Genomic DNA, 24,311 nt, shown 5'->3' with positions numbered 1-24,311 from the left:
TTTAATAAACTGTGCCCCTTATCTGAAAAAACTAATCAGTAAATTTGATCAACCACAATGAAATGTACATTGTAAATAGTAATACATAATACAAAAATCTGATGGAAACAATGAAAAAAGTTATCGTCGACATGGATGGAGTAATGGCGGATGTCTATCATCAGCTGGCGCAATTTGAAAAAAGGGATACAGGAAGAGAAATTGAAATCAGTGATTTGGCTGGTAAGCCTGAAATAGAATCTTTTCCCAACGGAAAAAAGCATGTGAATGAAGTAGGCTTTTTCAGAACCTTACCGGTAATGAAAGGGAGCCGTGAGGCCATAGAATACCTTAATAATAAATATGAACTCTATATTGTATCTGCCGGAATGGAATTTCCGAACAGTCTACGGGAAAAATATGACTGGCTGGCAGAACATTTTCCTTTTATCACATGGGAACAGATTGTTCTTTGCGGAAGTAAAAGAGTAGTGTCCGGAGATGTTATGATTGATGATTATCCTAAAAATCTGGACCATTTTTCAGGACAAAGACTGATATTTACCCAGCCTCATAATGAACTGATAGAAAATGATACCTATGAAAGAGTTCATTCCTGGGAAGAGGTTATGAATATCCTTTGAGTCGGAAATATTTAGAATTAGGAAATATTTAAAACAACTTTAACTAAAGGGAGAATAAATTTAATAAAATGTTGGGAGGCCGGCATATTGAAATTAGATATGTTTGCATCAAACTTTTAACATGAAAATATATTCTACTTTATTCTTCCTTGTGGCAGCCTCAGCCTTCCATGCGCAGGTTGTTTCCGGAACTATTGTTTCTAAAAACGAACATCAGCCTATTCCTTATGTGAAAATTGGGATTGAGAAAAAATCGACAGGCACGATTTCAGATGAAAAAGGAAGATTTTCAATTGATCTTTCCAATACAGATCCCCAGCAGAAAATAAAAATAGAAGTCCCGGGATACGATCTTTATCAGGAAACAATACAGGATTTTAAAAAGTATGACCAGCAAAAAATATTTTTAACAGAGAAAACTAAAAATATTAAAGAGATTACAATTAAGCCTAAAAAGCTGGTAGATAAGAACTGGGGGGTCAATACCAAAACAAAAAGTGTTATTTATTCTGTTAACCCGGAATTTGACAAAAAGAGTTTTCTTGGAGAAACAGCTTTAGAATTCAACGCAAAGAAAAGATCAAAGCTTAAAAATATCAATCTGAATATAGCCAGCTATGTTTCTACTGAGCCGGTTTTAATGAGATATAGCATTTACAGTGAAAAAAATGGCTTCCCGGATAAAAATATCCTAGAAGAAGAGATTACCGTAAAGCTCACTGAAGATATGATCAAAGACGGAACGTATACACTGGATGTAAGCGACCGTAATATCTGGGTGCAGGGAAAATTTTTTATCGGCATACAGTTTTTAAAAGATTTTGACGGCAGGATTAAAATCAGCGCTGCATTGTTCAGAACTGGATTTATAAGGGAGTTTTATGGTGACTGGCAGAAAATGACCATTGCCGCACCAGCCATTAATATTGATGTGAAAATGGATAAAAACGGAAGCAATAATACGAATGAAAATGATTAATGTATGATGCATGATGCATGATGTGTCTGACATGCTGAACAATCAACAGGTCTATACACTTCCATTTCTAATCCAGCGTCAGTCTTTTTAACGACCATGAACTGCCATTGTAGATATCAAGATCCACTTTTGCATTGATACCGTGAACAATACCGTTTTCTGTGAACTGCCAGAAATCCCACTCGTCATCGGGAGAAGGTGAGGGAACATCGTTGTAATTGGCAAGCCATAAAGGGTAGCCTTCAAACTCGCCTTTCAGAAAATCTTTATAGTAATGGTAGTACGTGTAGATGATAGGTTTTTCCCCATAGGCTTCTTCTACAATTTTACACCATACTTTCAGGTCTTCAACCAGTTTTTTGTTGGTTTTACGCTTTGGAATTTTTTCAATATCAAGAATCGGAGGAAGATCTCCGCTTTCAAGTTTCACGTTGTCTAAAAAATTATTGGCCTGGATCACGGGATCTTCATCGGCTCTGTAAAAATGATAAGCGCCACGGATAAGCTCATGTTTTTGGGCACTTTCCCAAAATTCGTCAAAATGCTTGTCGGCACTACGGTTTCCCATCGTTGCACGCATCACGACAAATTCCAGCGGAATCGTTTTATTTCCGATGCTGAGGCTATCCCATCTGATATCTTCCCGGTTCTGATAATGGGAAACATCAAAACCATAGGTTTTATCAAGGTTGCTGGCTAATATTCTCTGAATTCTTGCTGCCTCCTTTTCACTGTTATGAAGCTTTTTATGCTTAAATTTATTAAAGTACAAGGCATAGTAATAACTGACGGACTGCTTTAAGTAAAGTCCTGTTCCTACTAATGCCGTTATTAAAATTGCCAGTATGACCCATCGCCGGAAAAAATACTTCTTCCGTCTCGATTTATGGACTTGTTTGGCAGTTTTTTTGGTGTACTTTTTTGGTGTCATAAAGTTTTGCAAAACTAACTTTTTTCACTGCGAAATGCTAAAATAAAATCAGTAAATTTGTGTATTATGGAAACACGCGAAAAAATCATCATTATTGGAGGGGGATTTGCGGGGCTGCAGCTTGCAAAAACATTGAATAACAAGAACAAAAAGGTTATTGTTCTTGACCGGATGAACCACCATATGTTTCAGCCGCTTTTTTATCAGGTAGCCTCAGGAAGGATAGAACCTTCCAACATTTCTTTTCCCTTCAGAAAGATTTTTCAGCAATCCAGAAACACACAGTTCCGTATGACTGAGGTGAAAGAAATAGATCCTGCCAACCATAAAGTCATTACCGACGAGGCAGAATTTACTTATGATAAACTCATCATCGCAACGGGCTGTAAAACTAATTTTTTCGGGAACAAAGAACTGGAAGGAAGAGCTTTCGGAATGAAAAATACCCAGGAAGCCATCAGTATCAGGAATCATGTTCTGATGACCTTTGAAAAGCTGATTATTGAAAAAAGCAGGAGCGATGACGGAAACTGGAATATTGTGATCGTTGGAAGCGGGCCTACCGGAGTAGAACTGGCTGGAGCTTTTGCTGAAATGAAAAAGGACATCCTTCCAAGAGATTACCCTTACATGAATTTCGACCATCTGAAGATTATTCTGGTAAGTTCCACAGAAAAACCCCTTGCTGTCATGAGCAGTGAAGCTCAGGAAAAATCTGAGAAATACCTGAAAGATCTCGGTGTTACTTTTTTGAGCGGGGAAGTGGTAACAGATTATGATGGGGACAAAGTACATCTCAGAAGCGGAAAAGAAATACCATCCAATAATGTGATCTGGGCTGCCGGAGTTACAGGAAATGTAGTAGGAGGGTTTCCGGAAGAAAAATTAGTAAGAAACAGATATATTGTAGATCGATATAATAAAATACAGGGTTACGATAATATTTATGCTATCGGGGATATCGCCTATATGGAAACACCGAAGTATCCGCAGGGACATCCTCAGGTAGCCAACGTAGCCATTAATCAGGCCAAAAATTTAGGTAAAAATCTTTTAAAGAAAAGTCAGGAAGAATGGAAAGAATACGAATATGATGACAAAGGCTCATTAGCGACCATTGGGAAGCACAGGGCAGTTGTTGATCTGCCGTTTATAAAATTCCAGGGATTTCTGGCGTGGTATTTCTGGATGTTTCTCCATTTAATGCTAATTTTGAGCGTTCGTAATAAGCTGGCCATATTCTTCAACTGGATGTGGAGCTATATCAACAAAGATTCTTCTTTAAGATTAATTATTATACCTACTAAGAAAAACGGAACATTACAATGAGAATTGACATAATAAGCGTACTTCCGGAATTGATGGAAAGTCCTTTCAAAACTTCTATTTTGAAAAGAGCAATGGATAAAGGACTGGTAGAAGTACATTTTCACCATTTAAGAGACTGGGCAGTCAATAAGCACAGACAAATTGATGATGAGCCTTATGGAGGCGGAGCAGGGATGGTAATGATGGTTGAGCCGCTGGATAAATGCATTTCAGAACTTAAATCTCAAAGAAACTATGATGAGGTGATCTATCTGACACCGGATGGAGTTACTTTGAATCAGAAAATTGCCAATTCATTGTCTATCAAAGAAAATCTGATCTTTCTCTGTGGGCACTACAAAGGAATAGACCAAAGAGTAAGAGACCTTCATATTACAAAAGAAATTTCAATTGGAGACTACGTCCTTACAGGAGGAGAACTCGCAGCTTGTGTTTTGGCAGACTCAATTATCAGATTGCTTCCCGGAGTTTTGAATGATGAGCAAAGCGCTTTAACAGATAGCTTCCAGGATGATCTTCTTTCACCGCCCATCTATACAAGGCCAGAAAGTTATAAAGGTCTGGATGTTCCCAAAATCCTGTTGAGCGGGAACTTCGGAAAGATTGAAGAATGGCGTCACGATGAAGCAGTAAGAATCACAAAAGAAAAACGTCCCGATTTACTGTAAACAAGAATTGCCAAACGAATATAATTCTTGCTTTCACTTTTATTCCATTTATTATAGGTAAATGGAATAATATTTGTTGTTATTTAAAAAAGTGTGAAAAATATTAATGATAGCGATTTTAAATTGAACATTTATTCCGATTATTCCGTATTTTTTATATTGTCTCAATTTTGATTAATATATCGAAACTGTCGAATGATTAAAAAATTAATTTATAATGGTTTATTTCGTTAGTATTTTTTACTATATTTGAATTGTTTTTTATTGGAAATTGATTTACTGTTTTGGAGGTAAATCACGAAAATTTGAAAAAAAATAATAAATTTACATCTTAAAGTAAAAAGGACATATTAAATTAAAAGTATAGAAATTAGTGTAGATGGAGCTGTTCTCTTTTTATAATGTTGAAAATTTATTTTTGCCCGATCCGAAACCTGTCCATAAATTAGATCCTACCCGGTCAGGATTAAGGAATTGGGATGAAAAGAGATATAGAAACAAGCTTTTCAAAATCTCACACGTATTTCAGCTGATGAAGGAGGAAAATGATGTATTACCATTTTTAATAGGATTATCTGAAGTTTCCGGAAGGAAAGTCTTGGAAGATCTTGTGGAGATGGAACCCTTTAATTCAGAATATGGAATTGTACATTATAATTCCATGGATGAAAGAAAAGTGGACGTAGCCATGTTATATGATAAAAATAAAGTAGAGGTAATCGATTCAGAAACCATTACTTTCTTTTTTGAAATAGTAAATAAAAACACAGAAAATTACGACACAACCAGAGACGTACTTTTTTCAAAAGTCAGATATAAAGGGGAAATTATTAATGTCTTTATCGCGCATCTTCCCTCTAAACGCGAAAAAGATATCAATAAACCAAAAAGAACCTTTATATTGAATGAAGTCCGGGAACGGATTATGAAAATTGTAAATGCTGACAAAGAGCATGTTATCTTGTGTGGTGATTTTAACGAAAACCCGGATGATGAAAATTTAGTACAGATTCTCTATGACAATGACCGTGAGAAGGTTTTAATGAACCCTTTTCAACAATTGTTTTCTACAAGAAATTATTCTACTTTTCATTATAAATCTGGATTGCTGTATGATCAGATCATTATGTCAAGATCTTTACTTGATAATAAGACGCTGGCTTTTCAGGATGCCCATATTTTTAATTCTGAAAAAATCCGCAGCAGAACCAGAAATTTTGAAGGACGGCCTTTCCGAACTTATGCTGGTACGCGGTATTTAGGAGGATATAGCGATCACTTTCCGGTTTTTGTAAAATTTAAAAATTTACATTAAAAAACATAAATAATAAAAAAGTAGAAAATGAAAAATTCGAGCAACACAAGCTACCATTTAGATTCTATTGACAAAGAAATCATCTACATGTTGATGGATAATGCTAAAACTTCTTTAGCCCACATTTCAAAAAATGTCGGAATTTCCACCACTGCAGTGCATCAAAGAATCAAAAAACTCGAACATGCAGGAGTTATTGAAAATTCAATATCATTTCTTAATCCTAAGAAAATTGGATACAAAGTAATTTCCTACATTGGTGTATTTTTAGATCAGCCAAGCCATTATCCTGAGGTGGTAAAGTCTTTGCATGATATCAACGAAGTAGTGGAAGCCCACTATACGACAGGAAATTATACTATTTTTCTGAAAGTTCTTTGTAAAGACAATGATCACTTAATGCAGATCCTTAGTAAGCTCCAAAAGCTGAAGGGGGTAACCAGAACAGAAACTTTTATATCTTTGGAACAAGGTATTTACAGACAATTGAAAGTATAACAACATGAACATAGCCCAATATTTGGATTCAACTTACCTGAAAACCCCAGAACAATCAGGTATTTCCCACGAAGAAACACTTCAAAAAGATAAAGAACTTGCTCAGGAAGCAATAGATAATGGTATTTTTGCCGTGATGATTCGTCCGGATTATGTATCGGAGGTGAAGAAATATATTCAGGAAAGAAATTCAAATGTTGTAGTAGGAACTGTAATAGGTTTCCACGAAGGAACGTATTCTATTGATGAAAAGCTTGCAGAAGCTTCAAAAGCAATAGATGACGGAGCAGATGAACTGGATTTTGTTATTAATTATACAGCTTATCTACAGGGAGATATAGAACTGGTAAGAGAAGAATTTGTAAAATGTACAACATTATCTCTTGAGCATCATAAAATTGCAAAATGGATTATTGAAATTGCTGCATTAACTGATGAACAAATTGCCGATCTTACTAAAAAGATTTCTACCTGGGCAGAGGAGAATTTTTCTGAAAATGAGTTGCCGAAAATTTTTGTCAAGTCATCAACAGGATTTTATCAGACTGCCGAAGGAAAGCCTAACGGAGCAACCTTTGAAGGAATAACAATTATGCTGAGCAACGCCGGAAAACTTCCCGTAAAAGCAGCAGGAGGAGTAAGAACTCCCGAAGATGCTGAGAAAATGATCAGAATGGGAGTTAAAAGAATTGGAACTTCTTCAGCTCTGGGATTAATTAAAAACGAATCTTCATCAGAAGGATATTAATATCAGATTCTTAATATAAAAAAAACCATCAGTTTTGCTGATGGTTTTTATTTTATAGCTGTGCCTGATATTCTTCGTAGAACTGTTGGGTTTCTTTGATCAGGCTGTCCATTTCTTCCATAGTGAAAACTTCCAGGAATTTTTTTCTGAACTCCTTGAAATGAGGAATTCCTCGGAAATAGTTGCTGTAATGTTGTCTCATTTCAACCAATCCTAATCTTTCTCCTTTCCATTCTGCACTCCATTCTGCGTGCTGGCGAACAGCCAGTAAACGGTCTGAAATGGTTGGCTCAGGTAAATGCTCTCCTGTTTTAAAGAAATGCTTGATCTCATTAAAAATCCATGGATATCCAATAGCAGCACGACCGATCATAATACCGTCACAGGCATACTTTTGCTTATATTCTAATGCTTTTTCCGCAGAATCGATATCACCATTTCCAAAAATCGGGATCTCAATATTTGGATTTTGTTTAATCCTTGAAATATGTTCCCAGTCTGCTTCACCCTTGTACATTTGAGCGCGGGTTCTTGCATGTATCGTAAGCGCTTTAATTCCTGTTTCCTGAAGGCGTTCTGCTACTTCATCAATATTAATGCTGGTACTGTCCCATCCTAAACGGGTTTTTACAGTAACTGGAAGATGAGTAGAGCTTACAACAGCTTTTGTAAGACGTACCATAAGGTCGATATCTTTCAAAACACCAGCACCTGCTCCCTTGCAGACAACTTTTTTTACCGGACATCCGAAATTAATGTCTACCAGATCCGGATTTACCGTTTCAACAATTCTTGCAGACATGGCCATAGCTTCTTCGTCTCCACCAAAAATCTGTATCCCAACGGGTCTTTCATAATCGAAAATATCCAGCTTTTTACGGCTCTTGATAGCGTCACGAATCAACCCTTCGGAAGAAATAAATTCCGAATACATTAAATCTGCACCATGCATTTTACACAAACGTCTGAACGGAGGATCACTTACGTCTTCCATCGGAGCCAGCAAAAGCGGAAATTCCGGCAGTTCTATGTTGCCTATTTTTATCATGGTGCAAATTTACGAAATTCTGAACATTCATAAATATGATATTATCTATCAGCATAAATGATTGCTTTGTTTAGATTCTGAAGCGTAGAAAAAGGCATTAAAATGGTGAAAGAGTTGATTGTCTACCCACTTCCAGTCTTCCATTGTTAGAAGCTTGCTTTTACCTGCATACTTCCGATATGAATGGTACGGTCGCCGGAATTTCTTCCTTCGTAATTAAGATTCAGCTGGATGAATGAGTTGATAGCCTGCTGGATAAATACACTCCACACCTGGTTTTTTCCGGGTTTAAGCCCATCCAGCATCTGATTTCCTACAATACTGAAATTGTTTCCTGTAAAATCGTTATTGATAAATGAGAAGTTTCCACGGATAGACGTTTTTCTTCGCTCCCACTGTATGGTTCCTGTAACATCAAAAGCCTTAAGAAGTTCTTCGCCATCCAATCTTTGTTTCTGACGGAAAGCAGAAGATAATTCAGCCTGAATAGCATCGGTGAATTTATAAGTTGCTTTAGGCTTGGTTTCAAAATTATTCAGACGATAATCTCTTGTTTTAAATAACTGTGAAGAGTTTTGGATATCATGAACCGAGTTTTCCCAATCCACCCTGAATTCTTTATTGAACCAATATCCTATGTTCAGGAAATGAGAAGTCTGCTCACGTTCTTCATTACTGAAATTGGCATTGATAAGATTGTCATTGGTAATGAACCGGTAATTTCCGTTCCAGCCTGATTTATCGGTTGGATTAAACTGTACGGAAGCCAGAATATTCTGATTTTTAAGGATCTGATCACTGTTCTTTTCAAAAGGGTTCAGCACAAGTACTTTTTCCTTTTTGTAGAAAGAGTTTTGAGAATTTAATGAAATATTAAAATTCCAACGTTTTAAAAATCCATTCTCAGAGTTGAAAACAATGGCCGGATTGACAAATAAGGCCAACTGTAATTTATTTTTATTGGAAGGAATATAGCGTACAGAATTGGTATAGACACGGATGTATTGGGCAAGATCGGAATATTCCGCAATTTCAAATTCGTCCAGCTGCTGAACGCCGTCTCCGTTATAATCCGTCCATTTATAAACTCCTTGTCCGTCTGTAACTTTGATGTACTGGAATTCCCTCTGTGCTTCCTGCCCGTTCCCCAGCTCATAGAAAGCCTGAAGACGCATCCCGTTTCTGAATAGCTGCTGGTTGTATAAGATGTTTCCGACAACGAAATCATTATTACGGGTTACTTCACCTTCCGCCCCTGCGTAGAAGAATTTTCGGTAATGAATTAGAGCATTTAAACTGGTTCTTTCGGTTTTGATAATCTGACTTTCAGCCATGATCCCCAGAATATTGTTCATATTCTGAAGCCTGTTATCACGTACAGAGTCGTTATCCCTCATATATACTTTTGCCAATAATTTGGTTCTTGTGCTGTCACCGATTTTCTTTTGTAAAAAGATTTCTTTCCAGCTGAAACTAGTGACATCCATAAGCTGGGTATCGTTGTACTTCTTCTCGTTGTGTTCCATGCTTCCACCAATGGCCCAGCTTCCTTTTTTACCGGTAAACTCTGTTGAAACTCCGCCACGGATGAATTTTGTATCCTGAAGAGTAGCATTGGTGCTCAGATAAGACAGGTTACCTTTAGTAAAGAATTTTCCCGTTAGCCAGCCGAAGTCAAGGTCGTTTTTAATCCCTTTGTAAGAATCCTGTTCATTCAGATAATTGATGCGGTAATTCAGCGTAGATTTATTATTCCATTTGTTTAAAAAGCTGAAGATAAATCTGTTTTGGGTCTTTTTATTGAATTCCTGGGTAAGGTTGAAATCTCTGGAGAATTCTACATCATTGATACGGTCAAGAATATGAAACTGTCTGTCTATATATTGATATTCAAAGCTTGGAGTTCCTTTCCATGTGTTTTTTGTAAAGCTCTTATTTCCAAAAATACGCCATGCATAGCCGATGTTCTGATCAGAATCTTTTGATGAAAATAAATTGACATCATAGTTACTCAAAGAGATATCTGCACCTATTTTTCCCTCATTCAGCAAATATTCAGAGTTCAGAGAGTACACCTGTGATTTCTGGGGAGAAGGAAGTTTTCTTATCGCTCTGTAATCTCCGCCATTAGGACCTACATATTCAAAAACACGCCCGTTGTTGGTGGTCTGTGCTATTTTATAGTCTCCCTGATTAGCTCCGAAATAAGTAAAAGAAACCTGATAAAGTGTTAAACTCGAATCCTTAGAATATTCATAGAAATTACCTGTGGGACTTAATTTGTATAAAATTTTATTGACATCATATTCGGTTACAACTCCTGAAGGGGCATACATCAGGTCAGGATTATTTCCGGCATCAGCCAGAATCTGCTCATCTTCTTTAGAAAGGTTTAAAGAAAGAGGTGCGTTCTTATTGTCATTTTCCATGAACCAGTTGAATCCCACCTTGAATTTTTCTCTCTGATGCTCAAGCTTTCCCGTAAACAAATACCTTGAATAGTTCCTGTTGGCATAGTTATAAGAAATCGTGATGAAATTCTGCTGAAAAATAGGACGGAAACTGGTAAAGGTAACTTCACCGGTGTTGTAATTGATGATATAATCCTGGTTTTCACCACGCTTCATCAGAATTCCATCAATAAAAACCTGTTCAGAACCGGAGATCAGTGTAATAAACTGTTCACCGTTCTTACCTGTCAGACGGTAAGGTCCCTGGTTACCTTCAACCCCCTGAAAACGGATTCTGTGGAATTCACTTCGTGCAACCCCTGCAGAGATATCTAGGAATGTCTTGTTTTCCTTCCCGAATTCTGTCTGGAATTGAAGTCCCATACTTCTCCTCTGGTATTTGGCAAAATAATTTTTAGCTTCCACAAGGTCAAGATGCCCTGCTCTGAGGATAGATTTATCCTTGATATTAAGCTGCATATAGATTTTGTCAAACTCCTCCAAAGTCTGGGTATAACCATCAGCCTGAATCGGCAGGTTATGATCTGAAATACTTGCTAAAATAGTAACATCTTTGGATAACCGCCCTGAGATCTGAAGATCCATGGAACTTTGTACAGACTGTCCCTGGTTGTTACCAAAAGTAATCCCACGGATAATAGATCCTTTTGAATTAAGCTCTCCTAAAAATCGCTTTTTATCATTTTTTGCCAGTACGGCTTCATCAATAATGATCTTATTGTGCGTTCTTATGAAATCCAGCGTGTCCTTTGCAAAGATGTCCTGCTCCAGCTTTGCCGCAAGAATACTGTCTCTTTTGATGCTGTCTTCAGGCACGTTGGGATTTTTCCATGAAAATACCTGAGCATTTCCTGAAAATATGCCTACGAAGAACAAAACGAATAGAATGACAAAATTCCGCAACTTTTAAAAATAATTCGTAAAAATAATTAAAAAATGTTAACATTAAGAGGTCAACTATTATTAACAAAAACTTAACCTCTTTATTGTCCCTGAAAAAAAATTAGAATGTAGTTTTGTTACGGAAAAAAATTATTAATAACAAAAAATTTAAATCATGAAAAAACTTTATTCGTTATTTGCTACAGTAATGTTAGCAAGTGGAATTTTTGCACAAACAGCCTTCAGTGCTACATTTGATGATGTAACAGGAACAGGAGGAAATGATGGTGCTTGGAGTGGAGGCATTGCATCAAGTGGATTTGCTGATGGATCCAGCTCTTATACAACTGGCGGAAACTGGACTTTTACTAAAATTTATAAAGGAAACGGATGTCTTAAGGCAGGTACAAGTAGTCTAAAAGGGTCAATTACTACTCCAACTTTTAATTTAACAGGATCAGCTACGTTAACATTCAGAGCAGGTGCATGGGATGGGGCTAGTGAAAAAAGTACTTTAAATATATCTGCAACAGGTGCTACTCTTGATCAGGCAAGCGTAACTATTGTAAAAGGAGCTTTTTCTAACTATACCGTAAATATTACAGGCGCTACCGGAGCTGTAACTCTTACATTTGAAGGATCTGCAGCTGCCAATAACAGATTCTTTATTGATGATATCATTGTAAGCACAGGAACTCTTGCTGTTCTTGATACTAAAAATGTAAAATCAGCCAACTTTGTAAAGAACTCTTTTGTTAAAAATAACGAAATCGTTTTCGGATCTGATGTAAAAGACGTAAAAGTGTTCAATATGTTCGGACAACTTGTAAAAGAAACTTCAGTAAAACAAAACGAATCTGTAAGTGTTGCTGAATTGGCAAAAGGAAACTATATCGTTACAGGTACAGTAAACAATCGACCGGTTTCTCAGAAAGTACTTAAAGACTAATCTTTTATTAATAAAATATAAACAGCCGCTTCAACGAAGTGGCTGTTTTTGTGATTGTTTGCTGATTTTTAAGTTTTTGTATCCTATATATTTTTTAATTTGGTGGTATTGTTTTTGATGTTTTATGATCAATCCATTTCTAAAATTAATACGATGAAAAAAATCTTTACTCTTGCCGGACTTACATTATTAGCTTCTTTTTCAAATGCTCAGATTGTGATCAATGAGATCTATGGCGGGAGTGCCAATTCAGGGGCTATATTGAAGAATAATTATATCGTCCTTAAAAATATCGGAACTACTTTGGTTTCTTTGACGGGAGCAAGTATTCAATATGCTCCGGCGATAGGTGCTTTTACAGAATATCATACACTTCCGGATTTGACATTAGGACCTGAAGAAACCTATTTGATTCAGGAATCAGCGATTGAAGGTGGTGTTGAAAATCTGCCAACACCGGATTTTATTGCAACAACAATCGTAAATTTTGACGGAACTCCCAATAAATCTTCCGGATTAAAAATTTCCAACGTATCAGGAAAAGTTGCATTAGCGGGAAATATAGTGCAGGTCACAGGACCTTCTGCATCCAATGTTCTGGATTTTGTAGGGTACGGATCCAATGCTGATCAGTTTAAAGGAGACGGGCCGGCTCCATCTCCCACTACAACCACGGCTATCAGAAGAAATTTAGTAGGAAGTAATGATAATATGGCAGACTTTTCTCTTGAAGGAAGTGTGAAATCAGGTTTTGTACAGAATCCATTCATAAAAGACAGTAAAGTAGTGTTCGGAACTGAGGTGAAAGATGTGAAAGTTTACGATACATTCAGACAGGTCGTTAAAAAATCACCTACTAAGCTGGCCTCAACTCTTGATATTGCAGAGCTTCCAAAAGGAACTTATATTGTGACGGGAACCATTAACAATATTCCGATCTCACAGAAAATAATAAAAGATTAGTTTTAAATAAGAAAGGACAACCGATAGCAGGTTGTCCTTATTTTTTATTTTTCAGAATCTTACTTAATACCAACCTCTTCTCGCTGCATTAATAATGGATCCGAGATTAAGAATTAAAGTGTATCTGATACGCTTCCCATAATCTTTGAATGAAGGTTCAAATCCTAAAGACGATTGTATCGGAAAATAAACTTCCAGAAAATCGGGGATGATTCTTACTTTAACCCCGGTGTCCCAGATGAATTTGGCGGGAAGATCTTTGTTTTTATAAACTCCGGCATCTGCATATACGTGGAATATTTTCCATACGCTTGAATCTACATTGGCAGACGTAATCCATTGATTCACTGTTCCCGGAAGAAAGGATTTAAAACCACCATCAGCTAATATAAACTGCTGGGAAAGAAGACCGCTGCTGGCACTTTCTCCCAAAAGCGTATAAGAGAATGAATAGTTGGAAACCCTGGAAATCCCGTAGTCGAAGAGGTTATTTCTGGTGTTGTTTCTTAAGAAATACCCGGCAAATAAACGTAAGCTCAGCTTTTGTTTGGGAGCGAATTCCCATCTGTAAAAGCCTTCAGCCGTTATTTTATTGAAATCTTCCATTCCCTGGGTGCTCAGGCTGAAGCTTTTTTCATGAATCATCTGGCTGTCACTATAGCCATACCCGATACTCCAGAGGTTATATTTACTGTAATCATTATTGGCAATCATCTTAGGACTCAGATCCCTTTCAAAATAATTATAGGAAACTCCCAGACTTCTGCCTACTGTACTTCTTGGGTTTTTTCTGAAGTTAATAGAAGAAGATATAGAGGTCTTTCTGTAGGCAAGATCATAATCATAATGAAAATAAGAACCGGAAACCCCGAATGTAAGACTTCTGATAATGCTTTCTGCAGGCAGAATAGAATAGGAGACAGCTCCCGAACCGGTAAGTTTCCCTGTTCCGGTACTATAGGTTGGAGTCACCGAATACAGGAATTTCTGGTCAAAGAAAGATTGATTTTTAAAATTGGCTCCCAGAAGAAATTTATCATATGTATTGTTGAAACGCACCCTTGGGCTGATGTAAATCTCATTGTATTCCGGGTTGGGAATATCTTTTATTAATTTAAGTTTAATTTTTTTTGCATTGGAAAATAAACCTTTCGCATACAGGAAGTTGTCTCTGTAATTGGATTCAGGGAAAATATAGCCACTGTTTAAGGTGGTTTTATAAATATTCTCTGATGCAGGAAGCGACAGGCTGGTGGTACGTTCATTTTCCTCCGTGTCTATCCAATACGCTTTCTTTTCTCCTTCTCTGGTTTCTGTTTCCAGCTTTACAGGAATAGAAATATCTGTATTTTTTACAATTTTTATTTGCAGAGAGTCATTATCTTTTCTAATGTTTTTCAATTTAAAATCAACCCTGTTCTTTTGTTTGAAAAAGTTGGAAAGGTAGGCTGTCGATGTATTGTTTTCAGAAAGAGATGACAGAAATTCTTCAGGATTAATTTTTTTTCCGGAATTCTGAGCAATATAATTTTTTAGAATACCATCGAATTGTTCATATCCCATTTTGTCTGCCGAGTAGTTGAAAAGGCTTCCTGTTTCAAAGCTGCTGATGGCCATATCATTGAAATTACTCAGAACAGGGAAATGTTCATCAATTTTCTGATCAAGGTTCTGCAGCATAATATACTGATAGGAAAGTCCGTAGCGGTCCAGAAGTTTTACTTTGGAGGCGTGGAATAACTTTAATGGTTTAAGTCCAAAGATTCTGGTCTCCGGAAGTGTCCCTAAAAGTTTCGTATCAGCGTAGAATTTTTTGAGATACTGAATTTCAAGATAAGACTTTAAACCATTTTTAAACCAGTGGTCTTTTTCTTTATCTGCAATAACGCCTTCGTCAAGAATTTTCTTGGCAATGATCCCGAAATAATCCATATCGGTTTTTTCGGTCTCGGTAAACAGGCGGAATCTGAATTTCCAGAAAGTAATATCATTATTCCCGAAAAAGTCTTCTTTGGCTCTGAATTTATCTGAGATAAAAATACTTTTCGGAAGGTACCCGATGCGTTCTTTAATGAATTTTAATTGTAAAGGAAGATAAAACTCCAGATTTTGTTTTTCATCCGGTTTCAGATTATATCCAAATTTGATTTCGATTTCCTCTCCGTCAACATTGGTTTTTATGGATTGAAATGCTGTCGGAGAAATTAAAAACTCAGGATCAGAATCGAGATAGCCCTTAAATGAGTTCATCTGAACCTGAGGAAGGTTACCTTCAACAAAACTGTTCACAGGGATATCAAAATTGACGGTCCAGAAAGTATTAAAGCTTACCTGTTCCTCAATATCGTGATAATTTCTTCTGGAAATATTGTCCGGATCAAAATGATCCGGAACAATAAAGAAATATTTTAATACCGTATTCTGAGCGGATGTTCCGTATCCCGTAAAAGTTTTATCGGGAAGCTGCATCCTGTATTGCAACTGTAGAGTGACGCTTTCGCCGGGTTTTAATACATTTTTCAGAGGAATAAAAAGATTTTCATCTGAGAGGGTATTGACAGGAAGGGCTTCATTTTCAGAATTTTTAATGTTCAGTTCCAGAAGTTTTCCCAATTGGTCTTTTTTTGCAAAATGCAAATCATTATTCCGGTCTTCCAGTTTTCTGTAGACTAAAGAAGTTCCCCGTTTATTGTACGCGGCAACCCAATTCAGGAGTTTTACGGTTTGAAGGTCTTTTCCGGAGTGATTGTAATAAACAATTTCCTGGCGGACCTCAAGGTTTTTTTTGTCAGGAGACAGTTTTGTTTCAATGTATATACTGTCTGTCTGTGCAGAAACCTGTACAACTCCCCATAACAAAATAAGGCAAATGCTGATCTTTTTCAAATATTCGTGATAAAGCTCAAATATAACTTATTTTGGATATACTTTATAGCATTTTAACCTTGAATTGCTTTTTTTTCCAAAGAATTAATATAAGCATTCCATCCTTCTGTTTTATAAGTGATGGCAGATGCTTCAGGATCATTGGATTGGTAGATTCCTCTTCCTACGATGATAAAATCTGTGTGCAGTGTTTTGAAAACATGTTCCGGTGTGTTGTACTGCTGTCCTTTGCCATCTCCTGAATCTGCAAGGTTTACCCCAGGAGTGAACAATAGCAGATCCTCAGGAATTTTATTCTGAGATACACCACCAATTACATTAGGATGAGATAAAGCCACTTTTAAAGCTTCCTCACGATAGCTTGCAGTTGTCAGAGCTCCTTTGGAAGACATTCCAACAATGGCTACCACTCCTACATTTTTGAAACAGTCTAATGATTCAAAACCTCCGATTACCTGAGAAGTTACAAAATCTGCCCAATCTGTAATTTTGAAAACTCCGCTTGTGAACTGAAGTTCCTGTGTATTTCCGATATCAGCAAATTTTCTGTCTTCCATCAGTAAGAACTGGTGTTTTGCAGCAATAGCTTTTAAAGGAGTAATTGTTTTTTCGTATTCAAAATCAGAAATAATATCGATATGCGTTTTTAAAGCAATAATATGCGGACCTACTTTTTCAGCAAGTTCCAACAGCTCCTGAGTTGTAGTAACATCTGCAGAGGCAATAAGGTTTGATTTTTTTGCCAAAGCTGTTTCCAGTAATTTTTTTGAAACGGAATGCTGTGTTACCTGAAGTTTCTGTTCATAAGAAGATCTTGTTTTCTCTTCAAACTGAATATGATTTCCCTGAAGGAAGTCCTGAATTCTTTTTACTTCTTCATCTGACAATTCACCAGTTTCCTGAAGAATATTGCATACTTCCGAAATATTGAAAAGGGTGTGTACTCTGTATCCTTTGCTTTCCAATAATTGTTTTCCTCCCTGCTCTCTGTCAAGTACCACCACAATGTCTGAAACTTTAAGATCTTCCTGTTCTATTTCAGGAATGGTTTCCAGCAAAGATTTTCCTGAAGTGATCACATCTTCTACCAAAAGACAGTTTTGTCCTTTCTGGTAAATTCCTTCAATCAGCTTCTTGGTACCGTAGCTTTTTGCTTCTTTTCTTTTAATAATTAATGGAATATAGCTTTCCAGAGACATTGCTGTAGCCATAGGAAGAGCAGCATAAGGAACTCCACAGATTAAATCAAAATTATCTAACGGAAGCATTTCCAATAAATAATTAGCAAGATTTTTTAAAATTTTAGGATCTGAAGCCAAAGGTCTCAGGTCTACATAAAAAGGACTTTCAATACCGCTTTTCAGGGTAAACCTGCCGAATTTGATGATGCCTAGTTTGTAACACTCTAAGAAGAATTCTTTTTTACTTTCCATTATTTTTTATTAGATATTGCAAATTTAAGGAATTGAAATAAGGCTTAAAAATTTATCACTCATTTGTAAACAAAAAACCATCCCGGATTGACCGGGATGGTGTTAGATTGTTTTGATCATTAAGTTAATATATTTTTTATTTTTAAATTAAACTGTTAATAATCATATTACTCTCATAGAGAAGATTATTGCCTTTTTTATCAGATAATACTTAATAATTTATTTATCAAATTTTTTAAAAAGATATGGTGATTTTCCCTTGCCTCTCACAGCATTATTGAGATTTTCTGATTCTGTAATATCTTCAGATATACCATAAAATTTGTTATTTTTTTTAAATAATAATAAAACAGGTTTAACTGTTGTATTTTCAATTTCAAAAGGTTTTTTGTGGGTAGAATCTTTTTTTTCAAAAAGTTTTATAGTATCGCCTTCGATTTTATAATTACAAACATAATTAATATAAAGGCCCCCCGGAGATTCAGTGGGAAATTCTGATTCCATTCTTCGATCACTTTCAAAAGTAATTTCATCTGTTTTTATAGATAATTTGTACCAGCCTATTTTGTGAATAATAGTTTCATATGAATCAAGACTTTCAGAATCAGAGTTTAAATATGTTCCATACCACATTTTTAAACTTTTATTTTCTTCGATTGAAGATTTATAAAATATATTATACTCTTTTTTAAAATTAATCAGGTCAACGACTTTTGCTTTTTTATCTTTATAGAGTATTGAATACCAGCTGCTTTTTTGTGGAGTAATTATTTTTGTTTTTAAGCCTTCTTTGAAAGCTATTACCTCATTTTTATTATAATTTGCATATTTTATTTTTAAAGAATCTAAATATTCTGTTGCATTTGAGTAATAGTAATTAGCATCATCTGCAATTGTATAAAAATCTTCTCCATGTTGTTTTTTTAATTCTTCAGTTTTTTTCTCGCTTGGAGTTATAAATAAAATAGTATTCTCCTTTAAAAATAAAGTGTCTTTAGCTTTAGTTGTAATAGCAATATTTTCGTATTTTTTGCATGAAATAGAAAAAAAGCAAGTAAATATTGCTAAAAAAAATATTAAAAATATATTTTTCATAAAATTATTGTTTTATTTCAATGTGATAACAACCGTTCTCATCTAATACTTTATCAACTCTGGAAGCAATCTCGTTTTTAAAATCTTTTGGATGACTCATAGCTTGAGTTATATCTAATACATTTGTCACTTTCGGATCTTCACAGTGTTTTGATACGGTCTTGGGGCCAAGCTCTTTTATTTTTGCTTCCATTTCTTTGATTATTTCCTGCTTATTTTTTCCTTTGGCTTTAGCATTGTCATATATGTCTAGTACTTTTTGTCCTGAAGCTTTATAAATATTTCTTTGTTCTTTCATTCCTTTTTTTACGATATTATCATACATTACTCTTGCTTGATTATATGGGTCTCTTGCAGTACTAGTAATGGTTATGAGATAATTTTTAGTTTTTTCTCCGACTTCTCTTAGAATATTTAATGACTTTTCGCTAACTGCAGACTTGTCGGCATTTTCGCCAAATTTTATTACAATTTTTGCTGCAGTAGTATTAAGAGGCTCTGTTTCTTTATTTAATAAGCAGTCATCTACTCGAAATATGACCTTCATTGAATCTTCCTTCTTAATTGTGTGAGCTTTTTTTGTCGTATCATCATCTGGGTACCAGTTTCCTCCAATTAAATAAGCTATTCTTTTTGTCTTAGATTTAGTTGCACTATTAATAAGTTTTATAACCTCTAAACAAACTTCTTTTGTAACTCCTATTTTAGCAGGTATGTACATTTTATGAAAGCTCCAATCCCCAAGCCCAGATAGTAAAGCTTCTGTCGGTGTAAATTTAGAATCATATTTTCTACCTGCTTTAATATCTAGAATATTTTTACCAAGAACAGAATTTACATGATTTTCTATTTCAGTATAATTATGTTTTCCCGTGATTTGCAACATACCTCTCCCTCTATATCTCCATCCCTCATTATTTGCTTCTTCTAAGTTTTTATTGTCTGCTGGAGCCTTATTTCCTAAATCTTTAGCTTTAGGGTTCAAACCATAAATAAAATTAGCAATTTTAATTTGTCTGTCTAAAGATAATGTACTTTCTCCTTCTTTTCTTCCCAGGTCTTTAGCCATTTCTAGTCCTGTTTTAGTTCCAAATTTGTATTTGGAAGATACGTTTTTTAGTCCTGTGTTTAACAATCCATTTACAGAATAGTTCATACTTTCACCATTTATAGCGGGTAATAAAGAATCAGAACTTTCTTGTTTAGCTTGAGCAAAAAAGTGTGCTTTTAGGGTACAGGTATTTATATTAAATTTAACGCAATATTCATTAAACGATTTAACAATTTCAGTAATTAACTTTGAATCGGCTGCTGGAAATACTCTCTTCAATTCATCTTCTGTAAGCTTTTTACATCGCGGACATTTTTTGTCTTTTGAATTATTAGGTTCTGGCTGCTTCTGCACCCCCACCACACTCTTCACCTTCTCCATTTCCATCAGTCCTTCCGAATTTACCCCAAATTTCTGAGATTCTGCAGAAAGATCCTTGGAGATAATTTCTATAAAATAGTTTTGGGTATAGTAATCCGGACCGCCGGTAGCAGAGCCTGTTCCTTTTTCAAAAATATCTTTGGTAATGACAAATCCTGAAGTGTCACAAATATCTGCGGGTATTTTAATCATTGCACTTCTATAAACATCATGAGTGGATGTGGAATCATATTTCCAGATAACATATTGGATGTGTTTTCCCACCATATTCTTGGTGTGAATTCTTACCCTTACTTTATCTCCTACACCTACTTTGGAAAGCTCTTTTCCTGTGTCATCTATGAAAACAGCTTCTATAATATTGCCTTTAGGATCCGGTTGTTTGGGACCACCTCCTTGTCCGGCCGGGAATTTTGGTGTGTGTTTCTCAGGTTGCGGCTTGGGTTTGGGTTGATTTTGAGGCTGCCCTTTATAATCAGGGTTGGCTACCTCTACATTCACCTGGCTGGCTCCCTGAATTTTCCTGGAGTAAGTAGCCGTAACATAATACTCATGATTAGTGCCTTCATTTCTGTCTCCTTGCATTAGAAACTGATTGGCCATCTGACGAAGGATTTTTTCATCAGATATTAAATGAATAGATACTTCCGCAATTCCTTTTTCATTGACGCGAGCCTTGTAGCTGCGTGTGTGACGGTTGTTTTGGTTAATACTGGCATCGTGTCCTTTTCCAGAAGCGTCATCTTCCCAAAGGTGAAATTCAATTTCTTTATTAAACATCGCGATGCAGTGAGCCTGCGCAATAAGAGTATCACGGTAGCTGGCTGTATTGAAATCTTTTGCTCCTCTGTTGAAGAGTACTACTTTATCAATCTTTGGAACCTTGTTGCTGATAGGAACTATTGTAAGGCTGCCAGCAAGTTCCTTGGTAACGGGAAAACCAGGTAAAAGCCCTTTTTTAATCTCATAGACTTTTATTTGAAATTCTACTCCCAGCGCTATTTCCCCAAAGTTGTATGTTACCTTTTCACCGGTCTTTGGCTTTCCGGTGATGTCTTTCCAGCTTCCGTTTTTCTGTTTCTTATAAAGATACCATTCATAGTCTCCATTCAGTACAAATGAAAGTCCTGAAGGCTTTATTTCGTAGGAACACACTGTTCCAACCCGAGGATTCTGATCCCCGGCAATATTCCCTGTCATGGCTTATAGAATTTAAATAGCTTTCAGCTGAAAGCCATAGAGACAGGATTACTTTTCAGATTAAATTGTAGGAGAGGATGAAGGATTATATCCTCATACAGGGTTACATTCTTTTTCATTTTGTTCTTGTGTTTGTTCAAAAACAAAAGTAAAAAAAATCTTCGTATAGTGATATAAAAAAACATCCCGGATTGGCCGGGATGGTGTTAAAAATATAATAAACTGTTATTTTACAATTTCAGCATCAATGACTTGGGTACCGCTATATTTCTGCTGGGCTTCCCACAATAAAAATTTGTCAACCTCTTTGATGAGCTTAGGAATGGTAAGTGACAATACTGCCAGGTCATCCATAACTCCAAGAACTGGTATAACAAATTCAGGAAGGAGGTCAATAGGAGAGAGTACATATAAAATCCCCAGTAAAGGAAGAATAATGTCTATGGATTTCATTGGATAAATACCTTTTCTCCACATTTTAACCATTCTGAAAATATCAGGGATCTTTTTGATAAAGCCCTTATGATTGATGGCTTCTTTTGCAAGATTTAATTTTGAATATTTCATTTTGTGTTTGGATTAATAAATTTTTCAACGCTATAAAATTCGCAAATCCTGTACCAACAAATTATAAAATTTAGTTAAAATATTATTTGATAATATTGTCAATGAACTGATGCACAGTCTCTGTGTTCCAGTCTTTTGTAGCATCCTCTTTAATAAGGATTCTTCCGTTTTTATCCAGTAGGAAAGTGGTAGGAAATACCTTTGGAAGAATTTTCTCAGAAATAGGACTTTGAGCAATATATACCGGAACAGTATAGTTGTTTTCTTTCAAAAACTTCCTTACATCCTCTTCTTTATCATTCATGGCAATTAAAACAAAATCAACATGATCTTTTCTTGTATCATAAAGTTTCTGAATAGAAGGCCATTCTTTTCTGCAAGGTGGGCACCATGTTCCCCAGAAGTTCAGAAAAACCCCTTTATCTTTAAAATTCTTAAGATTGGTGCTTGGTGCATTAATGCCTTTAAGTTCTATATCATAATCCTCTTCACTGATGTGAACAGCATTTTCAATAGTGGCTACAGGAAAGAATGCATCTTTCAGAGAGTTTCTTATTCCGGGTACGAAGGCAACCACACCTATGATGGCAATAATTACAAGATAAATGACATTTTTTTTCATATCACTTTTTTATAGCAGGCCTAAAATTTCCTGAACAGCATCTTTACCTCTGTTTTTGGCATAATATATCTGCAGATCATTGTAGAAAGTATCTTTTGGATACGCTTCAGGATCAGCTTTATATTTCATCAGAAGCTCATATCCATATTTGGGACGTGGCCCCCATGAATTTTTTACATTCAGGTCTTTGTCAAGGATAAGGACTTTCGGAATGGATTCCGTACCGTTCGTTAAAAATTGGTTGATTAAGCTTTTATCATTGTCTCTCAGAAAAACTCTTACTTCATTATGTCCTTCAAAAAATCTGAAAAGAGCAGGTACTGTTGCACTTGCGTCTCCACACCATGCTTCGGAAATAATCAGAATTTTTCCGTCAAAGTTTTTGGCAGCAAGTTCTTTCAGCTGATCCTCATCCGGAACGTACTTTTTTACCGTTCGGTCCATTCTCTGAAGACCCAGCTCGTAATATTGTTTATAGTCAGCTTCCTGTTGGTTGGCAGGATTTTCTAATCTTTCTTTTGCAATCTGAAGATATTCTTCAAACGAAATTCCTTTATCCCAGTAATTTTTCATTACCAAAAATATTTATGTTAAAAATTATTGATGTTTCTTGTTTTGTTGATCAAAAACAGATCTGCCAGTACAAACGCAGCCAGACTTTCCACTACAGGAACGGCTCTTGGAACGACACAAGGATCGTGGCGTCCTTTTCCTTCTACAATGACTGGATTTCCGTCTTTATCAATACTGTCCTGAGGTCTCAGAATAGTAGCTACAGGTTTGAAAGCTACGCGGAAATAGATGTCCATTCCATTGGAAATTCCACCCTGAATACCTCCTGAAAGGTTAGATTTTGTTGTAAAATCTGTATTGAAAGCATCATTATGTTCTTTTCCTGTCATTTTAGCACCACAGAAACCACTTCCATATTCAAATCCTTTGCAGGCATTGATGTTCAGCATTGCTTTTGCCAGTTCAGCCTGAAGCTTTGAAAATATGGGTTCACCTATTCCTACAGGAACATTTTTAATCACACAGGTGATGGTTCCTCCGATTGTGTTTCCTTCTTTTTTGATCTCCTTGATTCTTGCAATCATCTTTTCTGCCGTTTCAGTATCCGGACAACGAACATCATTGCTCTCTGTTTGGGAGAAGTCTAAAGCCTGATAAGGCTTTTCACAGAAAATATCACCTACGGAAGAAACGTAAGCATTGATTTCAATGTTGGGTAAAAGTTGTTTGGCAAGGGCTCCTGCCACTACCCAGTTCATTGTTTCTCTTGCAGAAGATTTTCCGCCGCCACGATGATCCCTGAAACCAAATTTCTGGTCATAAGTATAATCAGCATGGCTTGGACGATATGCGCCAGCTATGTGATCATAATCTTTAGATTTCTGATTTTCATTTTCAATGATAAAACCGATGGGCGTACCTGTTGTTTTGCCATCAAAGATTCCGGAAAGAAACTTTACCGTGTCGCTTTCCTTTCTTTGTGTAACGATTGCCGACTGGCCAGGTTTTCTTCGGTTCAGTTCATACTGAACTTTATCGAGATCTACCGCTAAACCTGCCGGAAAATTATTGATGATACCGCCATAAGCCACTCCGTGACTTTCTCCAAATGTTGTAAGACTAAGAAGATTACCTAATGTGTTGAACATGATACAAAATT

The 24,311-nt window shown here is 36.0% G+C and carries 20 protein-coding genes; 9 read left to right on the top strand and 11 right to left on the bottom strand.

Annotation, left to right across the window (positions count from 1 at the left end; all coding sequences use genetic code 11):
• Positions 1–110: 110 nt before the first annotated feature.
• Both DEU40_RS00840 and DEU40_RS00835 read left to right on the top strand, forming a co-directional pair.
• Positions 111–623 carry a 5' nucleotidase, NT5C type gene (locus DEU40_RS00840; RefSeq protein ID WP_110008314.1) on the top strand — a complete coding sequence of 171 codons (513 nt, stop codon included), beginning with the start codon at positions 111–113 and terminating at the stop codon, positions 621–623.
• A gap of 121 nt (positions 624–744) precedes the next feature.
• On the top strand, positions 745–1,602 hold the full coding sequence (locus DEU40_RS00835; protein WP_110008095.1) for a carboxypeptidase-like regulatory domain-containing protein: 858 nt from the start codon (positions 745–747) through the stop codon (positions 1,600–1,602).
• Positions 1,603–1,669: 67 nt separating this feature from the next.
• Here the strand turns inward: DEU40_RS00835 and DEU40_RS00830 are convergent, their stop codons facing one another.
• Positions 1,670–2,533, bottom strand: coding sequence for a glycoside hydrolase family 25 protein (locus DEU40_RS00830; protein ID WP_110008094.1), 864 nt, complete (start codon positions 2,531–2,533; stop codon positions 1,670–1,672).
• A gap of 66 nt (positions 2,534–2,599) precedes the next feature.
• Between DEU40_RS00830 and DEU40_RS00825 the strand changes: the two genes are divergently transcribed.
• The 5 genes from DEU40_RS00825 (at position 2,600) to deoC (ending at position 7,091) form a co-directional block, all read left to right on the top strand.
• Positions 2,600–3,862 carry an NAD(P)/FAD-dependent oxidoreductase gene (locus tag DEU40_RS00825; protein ID WP_110008093.1) on the top strand — a complete coding sequence of 421 codons (1,263 nt, stop codon included), beginning with the start codon at positions 2,600–2,602 and terminating at the stop codon, positions 3,860–3,862.
• The gene (gene trmD, locus DEU40_RS00820) at positions 3,859–4,530 is read left to right on the top strand and encodes a tRNA (guanosine(37)-N1)-methyltransferase TrmD (RefSeq protein ID WP_110008092.1); all 672 of its coding nucleotides are present in this window, start codon (positions 3,859–3,861) and stop codon (positions 4,528–4,530) included. The genes DEU40_RS00825 and trmD overlap by 4 nt, the downstream gene beginning before the upstream one ends.
• A gap of 379 nt (positions 4,531–4,909) precedes the next feature.
• The gene (locus DEU40_RS00815; RefSeq protein WP_110008091.1) at positions 4,910–5,845 is read left to right on the top strand and encodes an endonuclease/exonuclease/phosphatase family protein; all 936 of its coding nucleotides are present in this window, start codon (positions 4,910–4,912) and stop codon (positions 5,843–5,845) included.
• A gap of 27 nt (positions 5,846–5,872) precedes the next feature.
• Complete coding sequence (locus DEU40_RS00810) at positions 5,873–6,343, top strand: Lrp/AsnC ligand binding domain-containing protein (protein ID WP_002976659.1); 471 nt, start codon at positions 5,873–5,875, stop codon at positions 6,341–6,343.
• A 4-nt stretch (positions 6,344–6,347) separates the two neighbouring features.
• Entirely contained in the window at positions 6,348–7,091 is a 744-nt protein-coding gene (gene deoC, locus DEU40_RS00805; RefSeq protein WP_110008090.1) for a deoxyribose-phosphate aldolase, read from the top strand.
• Positions 7,092–7,143: 52 nt separating this feature from the next.
• On the opposite strand, the gene dusB is transcribed toward deoC, so the two are convergent.
• Positions 7,144–8,139, bottom strand: a complete 996-nt coding sequence (gene dusB / locus DEU40_RS00800; RefSeq protein WP_110008089.1) for a tRNA dihydrouridine synthase DusB — start codon at positions 8,137–8,139, stop codon at positions 7,144–7,146.
• Between the two features lie 146 nt (positions 8,140–8,285).
• Complete coding sequence (locus DEU40_RS00795; RefSeq protein ID WP_110008088.1) at positions 8,286–11,513, bottom strand: hypothetical protein; 3,228 nt, start codon at positions 11,511–11,513, stop codon at positions 8,286–8,288.
• 154 nt (positions 11,514–11,667) lie between these two features.
• On the opposite strand from DEU40_RS00795, the gene DEU40_RS00790 reads away from it, so the two are divergent.
• Both DEU40_RS00790 and DEU40_RS00785 read left to right on the top strand, forming a co-directional pair.
• Positions 11,668–12,441, top strand: coding sequence for a T9SS type A sorting domain-containing protein (locus tag DEU40_RS00790; RefSeq protein WP_110008087.1), 774 nt, complete (start codon positions 11,668–11,670; stop codon positions 12,439–12,441).
• 153 nt (positions 12,442–12,594) lie between these two features.
• Positions 12,595–13,404 carry a T9SS type A sorting domain-containing protein gene (locus tag DEU40_RS00785; RefSeq protein WP_110008313.1) on the top strand — a complete coding sequence of 270 codons (810 nt, stop codon included), beginning with the start codon at positions 12,595–12,597 and terminating at the stop codon, positions 13,402–13,404.
• A 63-nt stretch (positions 13,405–13,467) separates the two neighbouring features.
• Here the strand turns inward: DEU40_RS00785 and DEU40_RS00780 are convergent, their stop codons facing one another.
• The 8 genes from DEU40_RS00780 to aroC all read right to left on the bottom strand — a co-directional run bounded on the left by DEU40_RS00780 (position 13,468) and on the right by aroC (position 24,300).
• Positions 13,468–16,290: an aminopeptidase gene (locus tag DEU40_RS00780; RefSeq protein WP_228406417.1), complete on the bottom strand. Its 2,823-nt coding sequence runs from the start codon at positions 16,288–16,290 to the stop codon at positions 13,468–13,470.
• A gap of 53 nt (positions 16,291–16,343) precedes the next feature.
• Positions 16,344–17,723 (bottom strand): orotidine-5'-phosphate decarboxylase, encoded by a 1,380-nt coding sequence (gene pyrF / locus DEU40_RS00775; RefSeq protein ID WP_110008085.1) that lies wholly within the window; start codon positions 17,721–17,723, stop codon positions 16,344–16,346.
• Positions 17,724–17,942: 219 nt separating this feature from the next.
• Positions 17,943–18,818 carry a hypothetical protein gene (locus DEU40_RS00770; RefSeq protein WP_110008084.1) on the bottom strand — a complete coding sequence of 292 codons (876 nt, stop codon included), beginning with the start codon at positions 18,816–18,818 and terminating at the stop codon, positions 17,943–17,945.
• 4 nt (positions 18,819–18,822) lie between these two features.
• Complete coding sequence (locus DEU40_RS00765; RefSeq protein ID WP_110008083.1) at positions 18,823–21,450, bottom strand: hypothetical protein; 2,628 nt, start codon at positions 21,448–21,450, stop codon at positions 18,823–18,825.
• A 225-nt stretch (positions 21,451–21,675) separates the two neighbouring features.
• Positions 21,676–22,017, bottom strand: coding sequence for a YkvA family protein (locus DEU40_RS00760; RefSeq protein WP_110008082.1), 342 nt, complete (start codon positions 22,015–22,017; stop codon positions 21,676–21,678).
• A gap of 82 nt (positions 22,018–22,099) precedes the next feature.
• Entirely contained in the window at positions 22,100–22,639 is a 540-nt protein-coding gene (locus DEU40_RS00755; RefSeq protein ID WP_110008081.1) for a TlpA family protein disulfide reductase, read from the bottom strand.
• A 9-nt stretch (positions 22,640–22,648) separates the two neighbouring features.
• A complete protein-coding gene (locus DEU40_RS00750; protein WP_110008080.1) occupies positions 22,649–23,212 on the bottom strand; it encodes a thioredoxin family protein in 564 nt (187 codons plus the stop codon).
• A gap of 17 nt (positions 23,213–23,229) precedes the next feature.
• Positions 23,230–24,300: a chorismate synthase gene (gene aroC, locus DEU40_RS00745; protein WP_110008079.1), complete on the bottom strand. Its 1,071-nt coding sequence runs from the start codon at positions 24,298–24,300 to the stop codon at positions 23,230–23,232.
• Positions 24,301–24,311: the final 11 nt, after the last annotated feature.

This window comes from Chryseobacterium sp. AG844, assembly GCF_003182335.1.
Lineage (GTDB): Bacteria > Bacteroidota > Bacteroidia > Flavobacteriales > Weeksellaceae > Chryseobacterium > Chryseobacterium cupriresistens.
The sequence above is the reverse complement of the archived record's forward strand: the minus strand, read 5'-3'. Positions and strand labels throughout refer to the sequence as shown.

Bases quoted from the DNA above. Each gene is read 5' to 3' on its own strand.
- DEU40_RS00790 (WP_110008087.1), top strand. From the start codon at position 11,668: ATGAAAAAACTTTATTCGTTATTTGCTACAGTAATGTTAGCAAGTGGA.
- pyrF (WP_110008085.1), bottom strand. From the start codon at position 17,723: ATGGAAAGTAAAAAAGAATTCTTCTTAGAGTGTTACAAACTAGGCATC.
- DEU40_RS00785 (WP_110008313.1), top strand. From the start codon at position 12,595: ATGAAAAAAATCTTTACTCTTGCCGGACTTACATTATTAGCTTCTTTT.
- DEU40_RS00770 (WP_110008084.1), bottom strand. From the start codon at position 18,818: ATGAAAAATATATTTTTAATATTTTTTTTAGCAATATTTACTTGCTTT.
- DEU40_RS00815 (WP_110008091.1), top strand. From the start codon at position 4,910: ATGGAGCTGTTCTCTTTTTATAATGTTGAAAATTTATTTTTGCCCGAT.
- trmD (WP_110008092.1), top strand. From the start codon at position 3,859: ATGAGAATTGACATAATAAGCGTACTTCCGGAATTGATGGAAAGTCCT.
- deoC (WP_110008090.1), top strand. From the start codon at position 6,348: ATGAACATAGCCCAATATTTGGATTCAACTTACCTGAAAACCCCAGAA.
- DEU40_RS00840 (WP_110008314.1), top strand. From the start codon at position 111: ATGAAAAAAGTTATCGTCGACATGGATGGAGTAATGGCGGATGTCTAT.
- DEU40_RS00765 (WP_110008083.1), bottom strand. From the start codon at position 21,450: ATGACAGGGAATATTGCCGGGGATCAGAATCCTCGGGTTGGAACAGTG.
- DEU40_RS00835 (WP_110008095.1), top strand. From the start codon at position 745: ATGAAAATATATTCTACTTTATTCTTCCTTGTGGCAGCCTCAGCCTTC.
- dusB (WP_110008089.1), bottom strand. From the start codon at position 8,139: ATGATAAAAATAGGCAACATAGAACTGCCGGAATTTCCGCTTTTGCTG.
- DEU40_RS00825 (WP_110008093.1), top strand. From the start codon at position 2,600: ATGGAAACACGCGAAAAAATCATCATTATTGGAGGGGGATTTGCGGGG.
- aroC (WP_110008079.1), bottom strand. From the start codon at position 24,300: ATGTTCAACACATTAGGTAATCTTCTTAGTCTTACAACATTTGGAGAA.
- DEU40_RS00755 (WP_110008081.1), bottom strand. From the start codon at position 22,639: ATGAAAAAAAATGTCATTTATCTTGTAATTATTGCCATCATAGGTGTG.
- DEU40_RS00810 (WP_002976659.1), top strand. From the start codon at position 5,873: ATGAAAAATTCGAGCAACACAAGCTACCATTTAGATTCTATTGACAAA.
- DEU40_RS00830 (WP_110008094.1), bottom strand. From the start codon at position 2,533: ATGACACCAAAAAAGTACACCAAAAAAACTGCCAAACAAGTCCATAAA.
- DEU40_RS00760 (WP_110008082.1), bottom strand. From the start codon at position 22,017: ATGAAATATTCAAAATTAAATCTTGCAAAAGAAGCCATCAATCATAAG.
- DEU40_RS00750 (WP_110008080.1), bottom strand. From the start codon at position 23,212: ATGAAAAATTACTGGGATAAAGGAATTTCGTTTGAAGAATATCTTCAG.